At 57.7% G+C, this 17,414-nt stretch carries 13 protein-coding genes and 8 pseudogenes; 14 read left to right on the top strand and 7 right to left on the bottom strand.

Annotated elements, in window-relative coordinates:
* The 3 genes and pseudogenes from PGX04_RS28575 to PGX04_RS28565 all read right to left on the bottom strand — a co-directional run.
* A pseudogene (locus tag PGX04_RS28575) lies at window positions 1-138 on the bottom strand (ABC transporter permease); the annotation flags it as partial.
* A 53-nt stretch (window positions 139-191) separates the two neighbouring features.
* Window positions 192-1,133 (bottom strand): nickel ABC transporter permease, encoded by a 942-nt coding sequence (gene nikB / locus PGX04_RS28570; RefSeq protein WP_273741584.1) that lies wholly within the window; start codon window positions 1,131-1,133, stop codon window positions 192-194.
* A 357-nt stretch (window positions 1,134-1,490) separates the two neighbouring features.
* Window positions 1,491-2,771, bottom strand: coding sequence for a CobW family GTP-binding protein (locus tag PGX04_RS28565; RefSeq protein ID WP_273741583.1), 1,281 nt, complete (start codon window positions 2,769-2,771; stop codon window positions 1,491-1,493).
* Window positions 2,772-2,946: 175 nt separating this feature from the next.
* Here PGX04_RS28565 and PGX04_RS28560 point away from each other — a divergent pair.
* Window positions 2,947-4,446: pseudogene (locus PGX04_RS28560) on the top strand (transposase).
* A gap of 683 nt (window positions 4,447-5,129) precedes the next feature.
* On the opposite strand, the gene PGX04_RS28555 reads toward PGX04_RS28560, so the two are convergent.
* From PGX04_RS28555 to PGX04_RS28545, 3 genes are all read right to left on the bottom strand, one after another.
* Complete coding sequence (locus PGX04_RS28555; RefSeq protein ID WP_273741581.1) at window positions 5,130-5,591, bottom strand: DUF7970 domain-containing protein; 462 nt, start codon at window positions 5,589-5,591, stop codon at window positions 5,130-5,132.
* The gene (locus PGX04_RS28550) at window positions 5,588-6,478 is read right to left on the bottom strand and encodes a ParA family protein (RefSeq protein ID WP_273741580.1); all 891 of its coding nucleotides are present in this window, start codon (window positions 6,476-6,478) and stop codon (window positions 5,588-5,590) included. Before PGX04_RS28550 ends, PGX04_RS28555 begins: the two co-directional genes overlap by 4 nt.
* A gap of 428 nt (window positions 6,479-6,906) precedes the next feature.
* Window positions 6,907-7,035, bottom strand: a complete 129-nt coding sequence (locus PGX04_RS28545) for a hypothetical protein (RefSeq protein ID WP_273741579.1) — start codon at window positions 7,033-7,035, stop codon at window positions 6,907-6,909.
* 550 nt (window positions 7,036-7,585) lie between these two features.
* On the opposite strand from PGX04_RS28545, the gene PGX04_RS28540 reads away from it, so the two are divergent.
* From PGX04_RS28540 to PGX04_RS28520, 7 genes and pseudogenes are all read left to right on the top strand, one after another.
* Entirely contained in the window at window positions 7,586-7,732 is a 147-nt protein-coding gene (locus tag PGX04_RS28540; RefSeq protein WP_273741578.1) for a hypothetical protein, read from the top strand.
* A gap of 349 nt (window positions 7,733-8,081) precedes the next feature.
* A complete protein-coding gene (locus PGX04_RS28535; protein WP_273741577.1) occupies window positions 8,082-8,264 on the top strand; it encodes a hypothetical protein in 183 nt (60 codons plus the stop codon).
* A 718-nt stretch (window positions 8,265-8,982) separates the two neighbouring features.
* Complete coding sequence (locus tag PGX04_RS28530; protein ID WP_273741576.1) at window positions 8,983-9,354, top strand: MarR family transcriptional regulator; 372 nt, start codon at window positions 8,983-8,985, stop codon at window positions 9,352-9,354.
* A gap of 10 nt (window positions 9,355-9,364) precedes the next feature.
* A pseudogene (locus tag PGX04_RS34850) lies at window positions 9,365-9,564 on the top strand (type II toxin-antitoxin system PemK/MazF family toxin); the annotation flags it as partial.
* A 787-nt stretch (window positions 9,565-10,351) separates the two neighbouring features.
* Window positions 10,352-10,728: pseudogene (locus PGX04_RS28525) on the top strand (DUF7437 domain-containing protein).
* Window positions 10,715-11,068 (top strand): annotated as a pseudogene (locus PGX04_RS34845) (PIN domain-containing protein); the annotation flags it as partial. The pseudogenes PGX04_RS28525 and PGX04_RS34845, both read left to right, overlap by 14 nt.
* Before the next feature lie 50 nt (window positions 11,069-11,118).
* Window positions 11,119-12,321: pseudogene (locus tag PGX04_RS28520) on the top strand (tyrosine-type recombinase/integrase); the annotation flags it as partial.
* 353 nt (window positions 12,322-12,674) lie between these two features.
* Here PGX04_RS28520 and PGX04_RS28515 read toward each other — a convergent pair.
* Window positions 12,675-13,043: pseudogene (locus PGX04_RS28515) on the bottom strand (transposase); the annotation flags it as partial.
* 585 nt (window positions 13,044-13,628) lie between these two features.
* Between PGX04_RS28515 and PGX04_RS28510 the strand changes: the two are divergent.
* From PGX04_RS28510 to PGX04_RS28490, 6 genes and pseudogenes are all read left to right on the top strand, one after another.
* Window positions 13,629-13,994: a hypothetical protein gene (locus tag PGX04_RS28510; RefSeq protein ID WP_273741574.1), complete on the top strand. Its 366-nt coding sequence runs from the start codon at window positions 13,629-13,631 to the stop codon at window positions 13,992-13,994.
* 164 nt (window positions 13,995-14,158) lie between these two features.
* On the top strand, window positions 14,159-14,872 hold the full coding sequence (locus tag PGX04_RS28505; RefSeq protein WP_273741573.1) for an SDR family NAD(P)-dependent oxidoreductase: 714 nt from the start codon (window positions 14,159-14,161) through the stop codon (window positions 14,870-14,872).
* A gap of 14 nt (window positions 14,873-14,886) precedes the next feature.
* Window positions 14,887-15,627, top strand: coding sequence for an SDR family NAD(P)-dependent oxidoreductase (locus PGX04_RS28500; RefSeq protein WP_273741572.1), 741 nt, complete (start codon window positions 14,887-14,889; stop codon window positions 15,625-15,627).
* Between the two features lie 146 nt (window positions 15,628-15,773).
* On the top strand, window positions 15,774-16,220 hold the full coding sequence (locus tag PGX04_RS28495; RefSeq protein ID WP_273741571.1) for a hypothetical protein: 447 nt from the start codon (window positions 15,774-15,776) through the stop codon (window positions 16,218-16,220).
* A 24-nt stretch (window positions 16,221-16,244) separates the two neighbouring features.
* Window positions 16,245-16,367, top strand: a pseudogene (locus tag PGX04_RS34215) (bifunctional DNA primase/polymerase); the annotation flags it as partial.
* Window positions 16,360-17,414: primase-associated protein (locus PGX04_RS28490; protein WP_273741570.1), on the top strand; the 1,055-nt coding region annotated here is incomplete at its 3' end. The pseudogene PGX04_RS34215 and the gene PGX04_RS28490, both read left to right, overlap by 8 nt.

Below are 17,414 nucleotides of genomic sequence, written 5' to 3'. Positions count from 1 at the left end.
GAGCGCCGGCCCCTGCAGGCGGGTCTCGAGCGCTTGCGCCGTCGGATCGTACGGCGAGACGAGCGGGCCGACGAGAGCGACGATCGCGAGCAATCCCACGGCCCCGCTGCCAAGTCGGATCGCGGTATTCGTTCGGATCTCGGGCCGCCACCGATCGAGTCGGCCCCGCCACTTGAGTCGGTCTTGGTCACTCACGGGCGCTCACCTCGTTCGACGCGCGGGTCGAGCGCGACGTACGCGAGGTCGACCAACTGGTTCGTGACGACGAACGCGACGGCCGTCACCAGCACGACGCCCTGAACGATCGGGTAGTCGCGGGCGAAGACGGCGTCCACGAGCAGCGTCCCCAGCCCCGGCCGCTGGAAAACGGTCTCGACGATCACGGCGCCGTTAATGACGTATCCGAACTGGAGGCCGACCATCGTCACGACCGGGATAAGGGCGTTCCGGAGCGCGTGCTTGTAGATCACGAGCCGTTCGCGGACGCCCTTAGAGCGTGCGGTATCGACGTAGTCGGCCTCGAGGACCTCGAGCATCGACGTGCGGACAATTCGGGTGACGATCGCGGCCATCCCGGTGCCGAGCGTGATCGCGGGCAAGACGAGATGACCGAGCGTGCCGACGCCGCCGACGGGCGTCAGTCCGAGCCAGAGCGAACAGACGAGAAGCAGCAGGTAGCCGAGCCAGAAGTTCGGCATCGAAACACCGACCAGGGCGGCGATCTGGCTCGTGTGATCGATCCACGTGTCGCGGTGGACGGCACTGAGTACGCCCAGGGGAACGGCGAGCACTAGCGAGACGGCCGTCGCCGCCAGCGCGAGCTCGAGCGTGTTCGGCAGGTACGTAAGCACCAGTGACGTGACGGATTCTGACTGGTAGTACGACACACCGAGATCGCCCCGGAGCGCGTCAGTGAGCCACGAGACGTACTGGACGAGGAACGGGTCGTCCAGCCCGTGTTCGGCGCGAAAGCTCGCTACCTCGGATTCCGATGGCGGGCTCTGGCGTTGCTCTCTGAGGATCGTATACGCCGGATCGCCGGGCGTCAGAAACACGAACCCGTACGTGATCAGCGAGACGCCGAGGAGAACCGACGACAGCGATCCGAACCGAACGAGGAAGGAACGCAGCATCGGAGTTAGCACCGGATGGAAGCTGACGATTGCGTTCGAACGCGGTCACACGAGCGACGGGCGCAATCGATACGTCGTCGGTCACGACGTCCCGAGCCGCCGCAGTTGTTACTGCGTCCGCCCGCTCGAGTCCATCCGGTGTGAAGCGGTGTTCGGCGAACATGTACGGATCTCGACCGCTCGTAACAGGTGTCGTCATTCCGCAATCGATCGGACCCTATTATCCGAATCATCAATCTAATTTGTAGTAGTGAAACTCCAATTGTAAAACATCGGGTTTCTCGGCGCCGACGGATAGGTCGGGGCGAATCCGCTTGATCAGGACTGTCTGAAAGCGCGAGCGTGGCGACGACATCGTCAATCAGCGAGGCCGACCTCCTCGGCACTATCGTCGGTGCGCTGGGTGCCCTGGTCAGTGGCCTCCTCGGCGTTTTCGCCGCCTTCGAACGTCGGAAAACGATCCTCAAAGGCATCCCAGTCAGCATCCATCTCCTCATCGGTCAACGTGGCCGTCGCGAGATCTGCGCGGAGCGCATCGTGGTCCATGTCGGTACCGATGATAACGAACCGGGACGCTCGGTCGCCGTACTCGGGATGCCAGTTCTCCTCTAGTTCGGAATGTGCTTCGAAGTATTGCGCCTGTTCGTCCTCCGGAAGCGTCGTGAGCCAGGTTCCAGCGGGTGTGAGCCGAATCGACTGCCCCGCGACGTCAAGGCCGAACGCGATCTCTTCACGTCCCGCCAGCCAGAAGTGACCTTTCGAGCGGACGACGTTCGTCGGGAAGTCGTCCAACAGGTCAGCAAACCGCTCCGGATGGAACGGTCGGCGGGACTCGAAGACGAACGAGGTGACCCCGTGTTCTTCCTCCGCCGAAGCGTGAGGTTCTTCGAGTTCTTGCATCCAGCCCGCGGACTGACTCGCTGCTTTGAAGTCGAACCGACCTGTATCGACGATCGCTTCCGGATCGACCGCACCGTGTTCCGTTCGGATGACCGCCGCTCGCGGCTGGAGTACCTCGATCATCTCTTCGATCTCATCGAGTGCTTCCCCGTCCACGAGGTCGCACTTGTTCAACAGGAGGACGTCACAGAACTCGATCTGTTCGACCAGAAGACTCCCGAGGTCTTTCTCCGTGTCGCCGTCCATGAGCGACTCCGTCGAGTCGAACGTCGTCCAGAACTGGTGGGCGTCGACGACGGTGACCGTCGTGTCGAGTTCGTAGTAGTCCATCACCTCGATTCCGGTCTCCTCGTAGAACTCCGTGGGGTCGAGATCTCCTTGGTCGAACCCCATAGTGAGGGTTTGTGCGACGGGAAGCGGCTCGGCGACGCCCGTTGACTCGATGAAGAGATAGTCGAACTCGCGGGTTTCCGCAAGCTTCGCGAGCGCGTCGAGCAGATCTCCCCGAAGTTCACAACAGATACATCCATCCGACAACTCGATCAGATCCTCGTCATTCTCGGAGATGTCGGAGTGCTCGGCGACGCGCTCGGCGTCGACGTTCACCTCGCCCATGTCGTTGACCAGCACCGCGATGTCCCGGTCCGTTCGCGTGTTCAGGAGGTTGTTCAGAACGGTCGTCTTACCCGCGCCGAGGTTGCCGCTCAGCACGGTGACGGGAATCGTCTCTCGATTCATCTGTTATTAACTATAGACCATATCTTATTTATAATTGGCTAATTATGGCCCTCTATTGTTAATACCGGCAGAATAGATGAAGGACTCGATGGACTCGCTCTCGGACCGTGCCTGCCGAATGACCGACACCTGCACGGGAATCGAAATCACTTAACAGTTTCAAGCAGGCAACTCGCTGCCATCGAGCATCGCTAAGAGTACGATTCGAACCGAATATCTCGATGATAGCTATCCGGAGTGGCACCCCGCTCCGGACTCGTTTCTCGGGATGATTCGACTCCTCATCTACCGAGAGATTACGGGAGAGAGCTATCGAGCTTTGGCTCAGTATCAAGAACTTGCCGAACCGTTCGAGCTGGATCACATCCCTGATGAATCCGTGCTGTCTCGAACATGACGCAATCGCTTCGACGACGGTGTTCGAGAGTTCATTCGAAGTACTGCTCACTTCGTCGTCAAAGAGGTCCACGACTGGGAGTTATCAGCTCCTGCTGTCCGGCCGAAAAGCGAGGTTGTCGACAATGAGAATCGTTCTACCAAGGACGACGAGGCAGTTGGTCGAGGATCCACTGACGAACAAATCCACCGAACCACACGCCTCGCACGGGACCACGGCTTCAACGAGTTCGATTCGGGTCGGGCCGCGAATGCTACATATGAGGACACGCAATTCCTCGAGTTGGAAACGTTCACGGGGATGGTCAGCTGTGGGACGCCACAGGGCGCAGCCCGCTTCCAATATCGGCGTGGGAACGACTACGGTCCGCACGGGGATACTCATCTCCGGGCGATCAAGCAGTTTGACCTGAAGACACTCATCGAAGGATTCGATGAGGCGACCGACCGCCTTCTTTCGCTCAGCGAATCTGAAGCGTCGTTTCGCCGGCCGGTAACAGCCGCTATTGACATTACGACCGTGCCGTACTACGGTGATGTCGAGGGGATGTCGATGATCAGTTGGACAAAAGATGGGAAGGGCCGAGCGTTCAAATTCGCGACGGTGTCGATCATCGGCCAGAACGTCCCGCTCGTACTCGGTGTGGAGCCGATCCGAGAGAGCTCAGCCTGGGACGAGAATCCACCGAACCAGATTCACCGCGTCGTCCGACGACTGGTGAAGCGAGCAAAGGAACGTGTCCCTATCGAGACGATACTCTGTGACTGGGAATTCGATTCTCAGCAGGTGTTCCAGACACTGTCGAATCTCGGGATGAACTACCTCATCCCAAAGCGAATCAACAGTACTGAGCGGGAAGTAATCGAGACGATGGAGGCTGCCGGGCAAGATGTCGCTGTGGAATCAGCGTCCGCTCACGTTGAGGAGGGGAGACACTCAATGCATTTTCTGTATGTACCCTCAACCAAGGGGGATGGGATGACCGTTTTCGCGACGAATCTTCGAGTCAGGCCGAACGAGGCCGAAACGTTCTGCCGTCGCTGGCAGATCGAAAACGAATACAAATCCATCAAGAATGACTTTCTCGCGAAGACCTCGTCGAAGGACTATCTGGTTCGGCTGTTCTACTTCGTGTTTGCGGTGCTGCTGTACAATATCTGGCGACTCACCGACTTCTTACTGAAAGCTGGTGTTGACGGTGAAATGGACTATGCGACCGTGTTGACCGCGGGTGAATGTGTCGAGATCGTCGTCTCAGCGTTGATTCCACCCGACTGACCGGCTGAGCACTCGCTGAGTCCGCTGTTTAGGAGTGACAACCCTATTTAGCAGTGCCAAAATACACGTATTTTCTCACGCGTTTCCGGTCTTTATGACAAAGAACGCACGAATTAAGCCATTGATTGATGAATAGGGGCACTGAATGCCGAAAATCTGACCAAAACTAGCCTGCCCTCCGAAACTGTGGGGGACCTCAGTGCCCCAGAATCATATATCGAAAGTTGGTTTATAGATTGATAGAGACATCGTTCCGTGAACGCTGGATGTGCAGTCAGCTAGTCACGCCTGCTTCGTGGATTAGCCCATTCGAAGTCACAGAGCGAACTCTATTGTAGGTCGGTCAACTTCGGAGCATTAGGTCAAGGCGATTCACCTCCTGTTTCTTTCCCTAAAGTATACCTGTACTACCTATTCCAAATACCTGAGCTATTCTAACTATTGTACTTACCTGTCCTATTATCCCCATTCCTCCTATTTCACCTATCCGTCCTATTGTATTCGTTTCACCGAGGTTGTCCACGCACCCTATTGAACCTTAGGTACCTATTCTTCGCAGAGAGGGCATGAGAATCCCCCTCTTGCAAACCTAATATCGCTCGAGATCCAACCGATCACTACGAGAGCGTAGAAAAAGTTCTCAGATCAGCGCCGAAGAGATCAGAAATAAGGCCACAACGAACTCACTGACTCCCTGACTGTCGTCGTTCCTCGAGGACGAGTTCTGCGATCCGTTCCGGCTGCTCGTTTGCGAGGCGGAGGACCGCATCGTGAATTTCGCGTGTCTCTTCGTCGAGCAGCCCAGCCTCGGCGAGTTTCGGAACGATCGTCATCCGAATCTCATTTTCGAATTGGTTCACCGTCTCGGTGCGTGCGTAGAACGGCTTCTGTTTCACTTCACTATACTCGAACGCCGGTCCCGTCTCTGCAGGCGATAGCGGTTCGTCCGAGGTTGCGTCAGCGCTCTCTCCCTCCACGGACGTCTCTGATGGTGACGAATCGTGTATACTCGAGGCAGCGGACTCCGCTACCGACGGTTGTTCGTCAGTTCGCTTCGAGTCAGTTCGTGACTCGGAGTCGATCGAATCTTCCGACTCGGATGTGTCCGTCTCGTCTTCTTTGAGATCGTCGAACGGATTACTCATCGTTCGACCCCTCCGACGGCAACTATTTCGGCGAGTTCCTCGTAGAAGTCGATCTGATCGTTCTCCGGGTCGTAATCCTGCAACGGTTGATTATGCTGCAGTGATCGCGACAGCGCCGATCGGTGACGGATACCGGGTTTCGGGGGAGTTATCTCGCCGGCGTCAATCGCGTCGAACTCGTTGGCCGTAATCCGAGCGAAGTTTGGGATCGCCTCCTGTAACGATTGCTCTGGATTCACCTCGTAGGTCGCAGTATTCAGGTTCTCGAGTAGCTCCCGATCTTCGGTCTGTTGGTCGATCCGATCGGACAGCTTGTTCGGAACGACAGCGAGGACGTCGACGTCGATGTACTCCCGAGCCGGTTCGATCAACCGTTCCATCGTTCGTTTGTAGCCGCCGATCGCACTCGAGCCCGGTTCGATCGGGATCACGACGTTCCCCGTCGCAACGAGAGCGTTGTTGTTGAGCATTCCCGGGTACGCCGGGCAGTCGAAAACGATGAAGTCATACTCGTCACCGAGTAACGGATCGACGATCTTCGATTTGATCCGAGCCGAGCCCTGCATCGCACCCGCAAGGTCCTTTTCGACATCCTCGAGTGTGTTCGAGGACGGAAGGAGGTCGAAGCCATGATCCGTCGGTCGAATCAAGTCATGGGGCGTCGCATTGCCCTCGAGAATGACGTCACCGAGATTGATCTCACCGTGGTAGGCCGCTTCGAAACCGAGGCCGTTCGTTGCGTGACCGTTCGGATCGAGATCAGCGTAGAGGGTTCGTCCGCGCTCTACAAGCTGGCGCGCGAGATTCATCGAAGTCGTTGATTTGCCGACGCCACCTTTCAAAATAACCACGCTTACGGCACGTGACTCGGTCGTTGTATCGGTCATTATTGGATGTACCTGCCATAGGCGAGCCAGAATAGGCTCCTATTATTCGGATATCTCCTATTTCAGCTGGCGAAGAATACATTCTACTCCATCATATTAACTCTACCTACTCGAGGTGAAATAGGAGAGGTAGCTACAATAAATAGGGTAGAAACAATAGGTAGAATAGGAATAATAGGATCAATAGGAAAGCTAGTTTAGGAACCTATTATAGGAGTTATACACCGATTGGTGAGGGCGACTCAAGAGACGGTAGATAGAGTAGCCACGCCAGATGGAATAGCATTACTAGCTACAATAGCCACAATAGGTGGGATAGCTGGAGTAGATTAGTTTAAATAGGCACCTATTGGTAGCCAGCTACCGATTGTGGCTATTCTATCTATCACACAGACTGCATCAGGCTCTCCTCAAATATCTGATCGCACCTAACCTATTTCATCCGTATCATATAGTCCACATATCGTAGCTGCCTTATGCATTGTGTCTATTACACCAATTTCGACTATTATGCCTATTGAACCTATTCCAGCTATTATCCCTATTGTATCTATCATTCAGACCATGCCTATTGATAGCGGGAAAGGACACCGAAGACTGAAAGGTGAACTATCCCTGTTGACTCGCCGCCTGCGGCGGCTCCGTGAGGAGGGAATGTAGCGCCCTCTTTTCCAACTACCAACATCGTGAAAGCAGGAATTCCATCCGGAAGGAGCGATCGACAGCAGCTGAAATCGAATTGAGAAGTTTCCAAAGCAATCGCGAAAGGAGGAACCCTCAGTTTCGGAGGAGGGATTATTTTAGCGTATTTTCAGTCCTATCCCTCGCTCAATTGGACGATATTATTGAAGACTCAACTGTTCCTGTCAGGTAGATCCCACCGAGTACGCGAAAAACAGACCAAAATCAGTCGTCTCGTAGAGTGTCGTCACTCACGACTGATCGGGATGTGGATTGCTACAAACCACTAGCCTACTACCTTTCAACTCGCGAGGGGATAACCGCCACGCCAATACGGTCGTGATGAGACCGCCGGCCACTCTGCTACCAAGCGTGCGAAACGATGACGTGAGCAGAAAGTATTTTTCCGTGATAAGTTGTTCCCGAGTGACACCCTCCAGACGTCGCGTCCCGGTTCGCTTCGAAGACGAGGTGGTCGCACTCGACCGAACCGAACTGACCACTGAAACGTGCAACAAGTATCATCTCCTGCTCGATTTCGACGTCGCGACCGAGGGGGGCACGGTCGGATGACACCCTTCCGTCCGTCGATATCGAGTGGATCGAGTCGGCTCTGTCGGATCGGCGGTCCGGCGTCGATGCCGTCAGCGGCGAGCGAACCTACACTGAGACGAACAGGCAACCTCGGACCTCGTCCCTGAACCAGCATTCACGTCCTCCTGATCGACAGCGAACGGACGGGCGTCGAGGTCGAACCGGTCAAGACGACGGTGACGACTTACGAGTGTATCCTGGCCGAGCGGCTCGAGAGTGATGAGCGGTACGCCGAGGCCCTCGAATCACGGTATCGGTTTTCCGTCATTGACTCTCCGACGACGAACGGGACGTCGTCGATGAGGCGATCGCCGAGGGCGGGTACTACGTGTCCCTAACCGACGACGGGGCGTTCGAAGGCGTGGCCCACACGCTCTTCGAGCACGAACCGGTCGCGAGTACTGATAGCGAAGGTCACTGGATCGTCGCCTACGAGGGAACGACGTACGTCGCGATGCTCGATCCAGTCCGGTACGAGAGTCTGCAACGAGATTTGCCGACGCCGTCGTGACTAGCGGAGTCCGCGCCGAGCGATCGTGACATGGACCAAATCCCGATCGGTGGCCGTCACGATCGTCTGACCGTTTGCTTGGCGTTTATCCGCAACGCCGGGTCTTTAGTTAGGTCTCAATGCCGCGCGAATCTCATCAGGATGATCGTCGGCCATCCAAAAAACACACCCTCGAAGAAAGAACTCGAATACTACAACTCGGGCGTCGCAGCGTTGACGCTCATCAACCATCTCAGCCAGTTAGAGGGGGTTAATCGAGATCGTTAAACGGGGCCGTGAGAGGCTCGAACGGGGCCAGCCGTACGGTTTTTCTAGCTTACCGACTGCGCCCGCGAACTGTTCGCCGAAGTCGAGAAGTCCGACGAGATTGAGGCCGCCGAGGCCGTCGACCGCCCAGACAGATGGAGCCGAAATCAACCTCGGAACGGACGTTTTTCCGGTCCGAGAGTTCGAAATCCGAGACATTCGGGAAGCGTAACCAGCGCAAAACTGGCAAGAGAACCCGTCTACATCTCGATTCAGAGCAGATTAATAGAATATAAGACATGAATCAATTCCATCCTCCGAAGTTGTGGCGGTTGCACAGAAGTTGAGACCGATCGTCTCAATGCATACGGTTCTCGAACCCCTTCGCAATGAACAGTTATACGTATTTCATGAATTTCGTGGCTTTCATGCCTAACACTCTTTACAGCGGATGACGTACCTTCTTTCAACGATGTCCATCGATCGAGACACATTCGAGAATACGAGCGAGGAAGAACTCGAAGACCTATCGGTCCCTGATCAGGCACTTGGGTTTCTCGCTGCCCACGACAATCGTGCATTCAAGGCGCACGAAATTGCATCCCAGATTGACGTTGACGAGGGTGCAGTCAGTACTGCGCTCTCACGGCTGAAGGCCCGTAACTTGGTCGAACACAAGGCAACGTACTGGGCCGTGACTGACGACACCGAGCGACTCGACGGGTATAGCGGCTACGAACGGGCGACCGCTCTGTTCAACGAGCAACTCGGTGACGAAGACAAGGAGTCGTGGCGCGAACACGCACCCAGTGAGCCACACCCGAGCGTGGAGAGTGAGCAGTGACTGACGAGAAATGACGACGAAATCCTGGATGGACGGCCTCATCGATATTCCCGAAGAGAATTGGCTGCGTGGTGGGACGCCCGACGAGAGTCGAATCGTCCCATGGGCGTCCAATCGATCGACCACGAGGATATCGACTTCTGTCAGGGACAGGTGGAGAGCGAGGTTGTCGACGAAGCGGTTGCTGCCCTCGCCGAAGAGTTGCAGTAGCTGATCTGTACGAGACCAAGCGGAATCTACAGGCGGAGCAGGCCGAGTGCCTCGGGGCTTGACCCCGAGAGTGAAGGCTTGCTAACGCTGTTGTCTGTTACCGTAGTATCTCGCGTTATGATGGCTGAGTGAGAGCGTATAGAGTTCCGTTGGTTGTTTGTGCAAACACTTGCTCGTCACCGGCACCGAGGAGAAATGTCTCACTGGAAATCGTCGTCTGAGCTTGCTCAAATGAAGAGAGTCTATCGACCCACGTGACCTGTCCGGCATCTGTTCCGACAATGAACCTGTCCAAGGTCGAAGTTGTTTGTGTTACGGGCGTCTCAAAGCGTCTCTCATAGCGTTCCGTGCCGTTCTGAAGTGAGAGCTCATATGATGTCCCAAAAGTTCCAGAAGGTGCTTGCGCTGTCGACTCTGCAACTAAAAGAGATGATTCAGTTTTGTGGAACCCTTGGACTCGGGCATCCATTCCAAATGACGATCGCCACTGGAGCTGGCCGGTTGAGGTTGCAATTTTAGTATACCGACATATGGTTTATTATCAACTCAGGTTCGGTGATTGGGGAGTAGAACCCTTCTATCGTGAGAATGTAGGATATGACACGTCTTCCAGTAGTGGTCGTGATTACCCCAATAATCACGACCACTTTGAAGCACCCCGACGCCGTCGGGGAAGCACGAATGTTGCAACCGCTTCACGACGCCGCTTCCTCCGGGGTAGAGCCGCTGAGAGAGGGTGTCTTTCTGCAGTTACCGAGTGGGTTCCGAATGATCGTCGACGAGATCGATACCCCGCGCCTACGACTACGTCCAGAACCTCGAAACAGCTTCCTTAGTGGAGAAACCCGTGAAAAGCGCCCGTACGAATACGACGCCGAGTCGATTGCACTCACGCTCTCGACGGATGGCGAAACCCAAACGATCACGCCGGTACTTAGCGCCGCGGTTGCCCGCCGCGATGAGAACGAGGACATCGATGTCTATATTGAGCGCCACGGCCTCGACGGTCTTTCCGTCGCCCTCGAGTACGCCACCGAGTACGTCGACGGCACGGTCAACCATCGGATTACGGCCCAGGAACTTGACCTCTCACCGTTTGAAGCCGAAATTATCCTCCAAGCGCTGGAACCGGTTGCTATCGAATACGCTGATGCGGCTGCATGACGACGTTCTATATCGCCGATACCGGCGTTTTTGTACGGTTTGGTGGCCGGACAAGGACAAATTCCAACGGCTTCGTCGGGCGCTTCGACAGGCAAAGGTCTCGTTGCGTATCCCGAAGCGTGTTTACGCAGAACTCGGGGGCGATCCTGCAGCGGACGCGTATCCCTCGGGAAACCTTCCTATTCCGATGGATTCGAGGAGGGTTGGATCGTCGTTGCCGACGAGCTCAACTACACCGATCCACTTCGTTTCGACAGTGATGGACAAGGTGCGCCGGTTCATCGCCAAGGAGACCGACCGCGATGAGGATACCACCGAGAAAGCGGATACGGCGCTTGTTGGGCTCGCTGCGCAACTGCTCGATGCCGGGGAGGCGGACCACGTCGTTCTCTTGACGACAGCTTTGAGCGATACCTCCAAGACAAGGGAAAAGGCCGCGGTGGCGACGGCGGGAACTACCGACGCAACGCCGCTCGCGAACTCGAGCGGTTTGCCGAGTGGGCCGCCGGTGACCGCGGTCGCGATGACTGGACCGGGATCGTCCCCGACGGCGTCGATCGAGAGCCGACTTTCGAGGACCTCGACGAACGCGTGTTTCGGGAGTACGCGACACCTCGCCGGTGATCGAGGCCTTAAACAGAACACTGTACAAACCTATTACCGCTCTCTCTCTGCGTGGTGTGGTTGGTGCGTCAACGAGGGGTATCTGGAAGCCCACTATACGCCCAGCGGGCCAGCGCGGCCTCACCACTCCCCGAGGATGACGGCCGCAAGCCAGGAGATCAGCAGTCATGGACCCTCGAGCAGCGCCACACCCTTACCGGCTACGTTGACGAGGTGGCGCGCACTGCTATCGAACAGTTCACACGATTACCGGAGGACATCGACCAGCTTGAACGCGAGCGAGGTCGATACGCGGCACTCAGAGCTGCTCGTGACCGAGCGCTAGTCTGCGTTCTCGCCTATACAGCTGTCCGAGTTGGTGAACTCCTTCGAGATTCAGCCGATCCACGTCGGCGCGGTGTCCGGTGGGAGGAGATCGATCACGAGGACGGGAGTATGCACGTCTATCGGAAGAACCAACAGTGGGACTCGGTGAGTCTTCCCGACCCGGTCATCTCACCGCTCCGGAACTATCAGCGTCTCCTCGATCCACTGTCTGAGCGTTGGCCAGTCTTTCTGACGTTCGACCAACGGACACTCGCCACTCTCGTCAGCGAAGAACTGGAGATCGTGGTCTAAAACCTGCAGAAATCGATGAACAGCGAAGCTCCTATGCCGTGATCTTCTCCTCGCGATAGATGAGGATATTCAGCCGCCGTCGCTCACGACTGATGGAGCGCGAACTGTCCTGAGACGGATAACTGGCGCGCTGGCATTGATGTTGACCATCCAAAACACGAGTACCTTGCGCCCCATGGTGGACGGTGAGGCATGGGAGAGATCCTGGTTCGAGCGTTCGGTTACACGGTGGCCGCACGATACCTCGACAATAGTGAAGAGATGGTCCGCGAACGATATTCACATATCGAGGCCGGTGAACTCGGTGATATCTCGGCAGAAGCGCTTGAAGATGTCGACGGTGGCATCTAGTCTTCTGATTAGTAGAGCCGCTGTGCTACAAGGAAGTCCGAGCACTGGCCAATATTATGGCGGTTTCTCGTGTAGGTATAGCAGAGCGAGAGAGTCCGCGTAACCCACGAGAAATCCGACGATAATATGTGCTGTGTGAATAAACTATATAACGCGATACGATTTTTGGGACTGTCTGGTTACCAGAGTTTCGGAGGATGAACTATTTTCGCGTGTTTTCGGAGCTTATCGTGGCTCGAATGATCCAGCTATCTCTCTCGGATTAATTTTGTCAAGTAAGCAAGAGCAGCTCAAAATTCGACCTCTGGCAGAGCGTCGCTACTCTCAATGGGCGATCGAGTCGATGTCCAGTGCTAATCCGACGGAAGTAACGCTGAGCAAACCAACTCGACGCATTCACCAGCCGTAATAACTGGCGCGTAGTCCATCTCACCGTCGACACCAGCCTTCAACAAGAAATCGGTGAGCCGCCAGATGTTATGCAGCAACACCGCGAACACGAAGTAGAAGAGTCGAACTCGGTAATCCTTGGAAGACGTCTTCGCCAAGAAGTCGTTCTTGATGCTCTTGTATTCGTTTTCGATCTGCCAGCGACGTCTGTACCGACGACAGAACGTCTCAGCCTCGTCCGCCCCAACTGAGAGATTCGTCGCAAAGACCGCTGTGCCGTCTCCTTTCGTCGAGAGGACGTACAGAAACAGCATCGCGTGCGAGCCCTGCTCGCTATCATATCGCTGAACGATCACGCCCGAGTCGAGGCAGTCGAGGACGTCGATGCGGTGAACCGTCGCCTCTCGCGACTCGGTGAAGACGAGCCACCATTCCGCCGTCCGTCCTGCCCGTTCGCTTCCATCCGTGAGCATGAGAACCGTTTCGGACGACGGTTGGTCTCGCTGGCATCTCCTCGAAGTCATCGGTCAAGTTCGGTCACGCAGTTGCTCGACTGTTTCCGCGAACGTCTTCGAGCGAACCACCGGATCGGGTGCGCCGGTCCTTGACGTCATGCGCACGGCAATGCGGTGTCCGGTGCGCGCGCCCGGAAACGACCACGACCATCGAGATGCGCCCGACGCGAGTTCCACCGGCGAAGGCGTGGATCGTGGTTGACTGGAATGACGCCCACGCGTGCCCTGTCGATCTGCCGATCGATCGTAGACCCGGTGGTAGAACATGTTCGAGCGAAGGGTCAACGTGGCTGTCCCCGTTCCATGCACTGTGAACCGTCCGATGCCGGACCACCGGAGAACACCCTCGGAACGACACGAGAACGACTGCGCGACCAAGCCGGACGCCCCGGGAATACCCCCGTGAAGCGAACGATACGCACGCTGCTCGGGATCGAGGCTGCGTCCTTCCTCCTCGCCGCCACGATTCATGCCGGCGTACTCGTCGGGGGGTACGAGCACTACGAGGCGATGGTCGCCGAGAGCGTGATCGGCACCGTCCTGCTCGTCGGCCTCGCGATGACCTGGGCCCGACCGCGCTGGATGTTCTCCGTCGCTGCGGGTGTACAGATGTTCGCGCTCCTCGGCACGCTCGTCGGGCTCTGGACGATGTTCGTCGGCGTCGGCCCCCGAACTGTTCCGGACGTCGTATACCACGTGGCCATCGTGATCGTGCTGGTCGGGGGAATTCGCACGGCGTGGCGTGCCCGTGGGGTCGACGCTACCTAGGACTCCATCCGTCGACCTGAGCTGAACATGTTCGACTGCTAAGCTAAATACTCGTAACGCGCACTTACCGGCAGATGATTATCGTATGATTCAGATCAACGGAGAGAGTACGGCGGCTGACCACTCCAGCCGGAGAGCGTCACGATTCGGGTGGGTGGAGTGACGTGTTGCTCGAAGAAAAGGTGGCCGTGATCTACGGCGCGGCCGGACAAATCGGCGGCGCGGTGGCCCGGGCCTTCGCTCGGGAGGGGGCGACGGTCTTCCTCGCCGGCCGAACGCAATCGACGCTCAAGGAGGTCGCCGAGGACATCAGCTCGGACGGCGGCGACGCAGAGACGGCTGTCGTCGACGCGGTCGTCGAAGAAGCCGGTCGCCTCGACGTCTCGTTCAACGTCATCTCGTATCGGGACGTCCAGAAGCCGCTGACCGAGATCTCGGTCGAGGACTTCCTCCAGCCGATTATGACCGCGACGCGGACACAGTTCCTGACCACCCGGGCGGCCGCCGAGCACATGGTCGAGCGCGGATCCGGAGTGATCCTCCACTTCGGCGGAGACGGCCCACAGACGCTCCCCGGATTGGGCGGGTTCAAGGTGGCCCTCGACGCCGTCGAGGGGCTCCGTCGGCAGTGGGCGGTGGAGCTGGGAGAACACGGCGTCCGCGTCGTCACCCTGAAGACGGGCGGTGTGGTCGAAATCATTCCAGACACTGCCCCTGGACGGGACGAGATCGTCGCGAGCATCGAGGAGGAGACCCTGCTCGGCCGGGCGGCGACGCTGGCCGACGTCGGGAACGTCGCCGCCTTCGTGGCATCGGATTGGGCCCGAACCATGACTGCCACGGAAGTCAACATCTCCTGTGGCACGCTGATGGACTGAGAGGTAGCGACGACATGGACATCATAGACAAGGTAGCCGTCGTGAGCGGTGGCGGTTCGGGGATCGGCCGGGCGACAGTCCTCGCTCTCGTGGAGCGTGGAGCATCGGTCGTCGTCGCGGACGTGGACGAGGCGGCGGGACAGCGGACCGTCGACCTAGTCGCCGGGAGGAAGGGCACCGCCGTCTTCGCTCGCTGCGACGTTACGGAAATCGACGACCTCAGCCGTACCTTCGCGTTCGCGATCGAACGCTTCGGTCAGCTCGACGTCGCGTTCAACAACGCCGGCGTCGGCGGCGAGGACCTGTTCGCCGACGACCCGGGCGACTGGAAGCGCGTCATCGACATCGACCTCACCGCAGTGATCGATGCGACCCGTATCGCTGTCCGGGAGATGGAGCGGACCGGCCGAGGTGGCGTGGTCATCAACACCGCTTCGCTGATCGGTCTGGGGCCGATGGCGGATGCCCCGGTGTACGCGGCCGCGAAGGCGGGTGTGGTCAACTTCTCGAGGTCTCTGGCGTACCTGAAGGAGGAATCCTGCATCCGGGTGAACGCGATCTGCCCGGAGCTCGTCGACACGCCCATGGCACACGGCCTCGGTGAGGAGCGCTTAGAGGATCTGCGCGCGGCGGACGAGATCCTCCCGCCCGAAGAGATCGCGGCCGGCGTCGTGGAACTCATCGAGGACGACTCCCGTGCCGGCGCAGTGATGCGCATCACCATTCGCGATGGACGGGGCTACGTACCGACGTGAGGACTCGAACCGGAATCCCGAGTAACCGAAGGGAGACGCACCGAGAAACGAGAACGCCTCGTTGCCGATGCCGACCGGCACGGGCAGACGGCTGGCTAAACATGTTCGAGTGAACGGCTACGGCCGGTAGATCCCTCGTAGCGTCCATGGTCGACCTAACCCTCTACGTGCTGATGCGTATCATGCATCTGATGACCGCCGGCGTGTGGGCCGGCTGGACCGTGTTCATGGCCGTGCTCATCCTGCCGGCGGCACGGAATGGCCGCCTCGGTTCGGACGCCCTGATCTGGCTGACGGGCCGGTTCTCCCTGTTCTCGAAGGTAGCGCCCGTCGTCATGTTCCTGACTGGGATGTACATGGTCGGGCAGAGTTATCCGACAGACGCTCTACTCGGCAGCTCGCGAGGATACCTCGTCCTGTCGATGATCGGCCTCTGGCTCGCGCTATCTGCCCTCACCAACGTATCGAGCCGACGTCTAGTGGGAAGTGTGGAATCGACCGACATCGAACGGGCCGCGGAAAATGCCTCCGGACTGTTCACCGTCGCGGGTCTCGTCGCACTCGCACTCCTGCTCGTCGGTGGGTGGTTGTAGGACCGTGTTCGAGCGAACAGTCGTATCTACTCGTTGCACGCTGACGTCTGTCGCGTCGTCCAGCCGATCGAGAGCCCAGCGTTCGATCCGCGAACGGAAGCTCGCCCACAGTTCCTTGAAACCGAGCGTGAACTCACCCATGATTGATCCACGAGAGACCGACCGAGACGCCTACCTCGCTGCAGCGATCCCTACCAACTACACTGACAGAGAGATCGTTCGATTGTTCACCCGCGGGTACGACCGCTACGTCGTCGATAATACGCCAGACCGAGAGTCGCTGCTTTCGGATCTCGAACAGTTCGGGACTGCTGCGTTCAAGAGCTCCCAGCGTAACCGCCCGCTCGAGTACCCATTCGTCGATGAGCCCGCCACGCTCGTTTTGTTGGCTACTCTCAGTACAGTTTGCGTGAGCGAACAACCCCGCTTCGAAGACACGCCGCCTCGTCGGAATCAAGTCCTCCACAACATCCGCGAGCTGTTCGCGACCAATCTCCTCGCACTTGTGCATGAGTACGACGATCCATCGCTCTACCAAGAGATGGCTGAGGTCCTCTACGCGAAAGGTCCGAGTCAGGACGGTCCCCACCCGGGTCGCGTTTGTACGGGCGTCAAGCCGATGCCCGAATTTGACGAGGAAGAGACTGCCGATACCGAGTCCGATCTCTACGTCGAAATCCCAATGGCGGCTGCCTCTCGAAAGTGTCTCGCGCGAGCATCCTCCGAAGCGACGAGTGCTGACGAAACAGGTAAGATTCGAACGCAGGTCAAGGACAATCATCTCTTCGTCCCGCTCGATCACCTCCATGACACCTATCGATCGTACGCCAAGCGGTGTTTTGGTCGGCTACAGGCAGTCCAAGACCAGGAACTCGGTGAGCCACAACGCAAGTGGCTCCGAGAGCACGAGACGGCGATCACCGAGCGGACTGACTACGCCCTCGAGATCGGCCAGTACGAGAAGGTGTGGAAAAACTGGGACCGGGGTGAGCAGGTCGTCCGACTGCTCCAAAATGCGGTGCGATCGTCACCCCAGACTCAGATCGGCGAGTTTCATACTGCCCAGGAGTTATCCGACGCGCTCGAGGCATACGACCCAGAGAACGAGGGTGAGAAAGCTCAGTTGGAGCAACTGTCCAACCACCGTAGCGTCGCCAAAACGCTTGCTAATTCTGAGTCGCACCGGGCGGTGAC

The sequence above is a fragment of the Natrinema soli genome, from assembly GCF_028618695.1.
The sequence above is the reverse complement of the archived record's forward strand: the minus strand, read 5'-3'. Positions and strand labels throughout refer to the sequence as shown.

Coding starts and splice junctions, on each gene's coding strand:
- nikB (WP_273741584.1), bottom strand. CDS start 1,133: ATGCTGCGTTCCTTCCTCGTTCGGTTCGGATCGCTGTCGTCGGTTCTC.
- PGX04_RS28545 (WP_273741579.1), bottom strand. CDS start 7,035: ATGATAGATACAATAGGGATAATAGCTGGAATAGGTTCAATAGGCATA.
- PGX04_RS28555 (WP_273741581.1), bottom strand. CDS start 5,591: ATGAGTAATCCGTTCGACGATCTCAAAGAAGACGAGACGGACACATCC.
- PGX04_RS28550 (WP_273741580.1), bottom strand. CDS start 6,478: ATGACCGATACAACGACCGAGTCACGTGCCGTAAGCGTGGTTATTTTG.
- PGX04_RS28500 (WP_273741572.1), top strand. CDS start 14,887: ATGGACATCATAGACAAGGTAGCCGTCGTGAGCGGTGGCGGTTCGGGG.
- PGX04_RS28495 (WP_273741571.1), top strand. CDS start 15,774: ATGGTCGACCTAACCCTCTACGTGCTGATGCGTATCATGCATCTGATG.
- PGX04_RS28565 (WP_273741583.1), bottom strand. CDS start 2,771: ATGAATCGAGAGACGATTCCCGTCACCGTGCTGAGCGGCAACCTCGGC.
- PGX04_RS28530 (WP_273741576.1), top strand. CDS start 8,983: ATGTCCATCGATCGAGACACATTCGAGAATACGAGCGAGGAAGAACTC.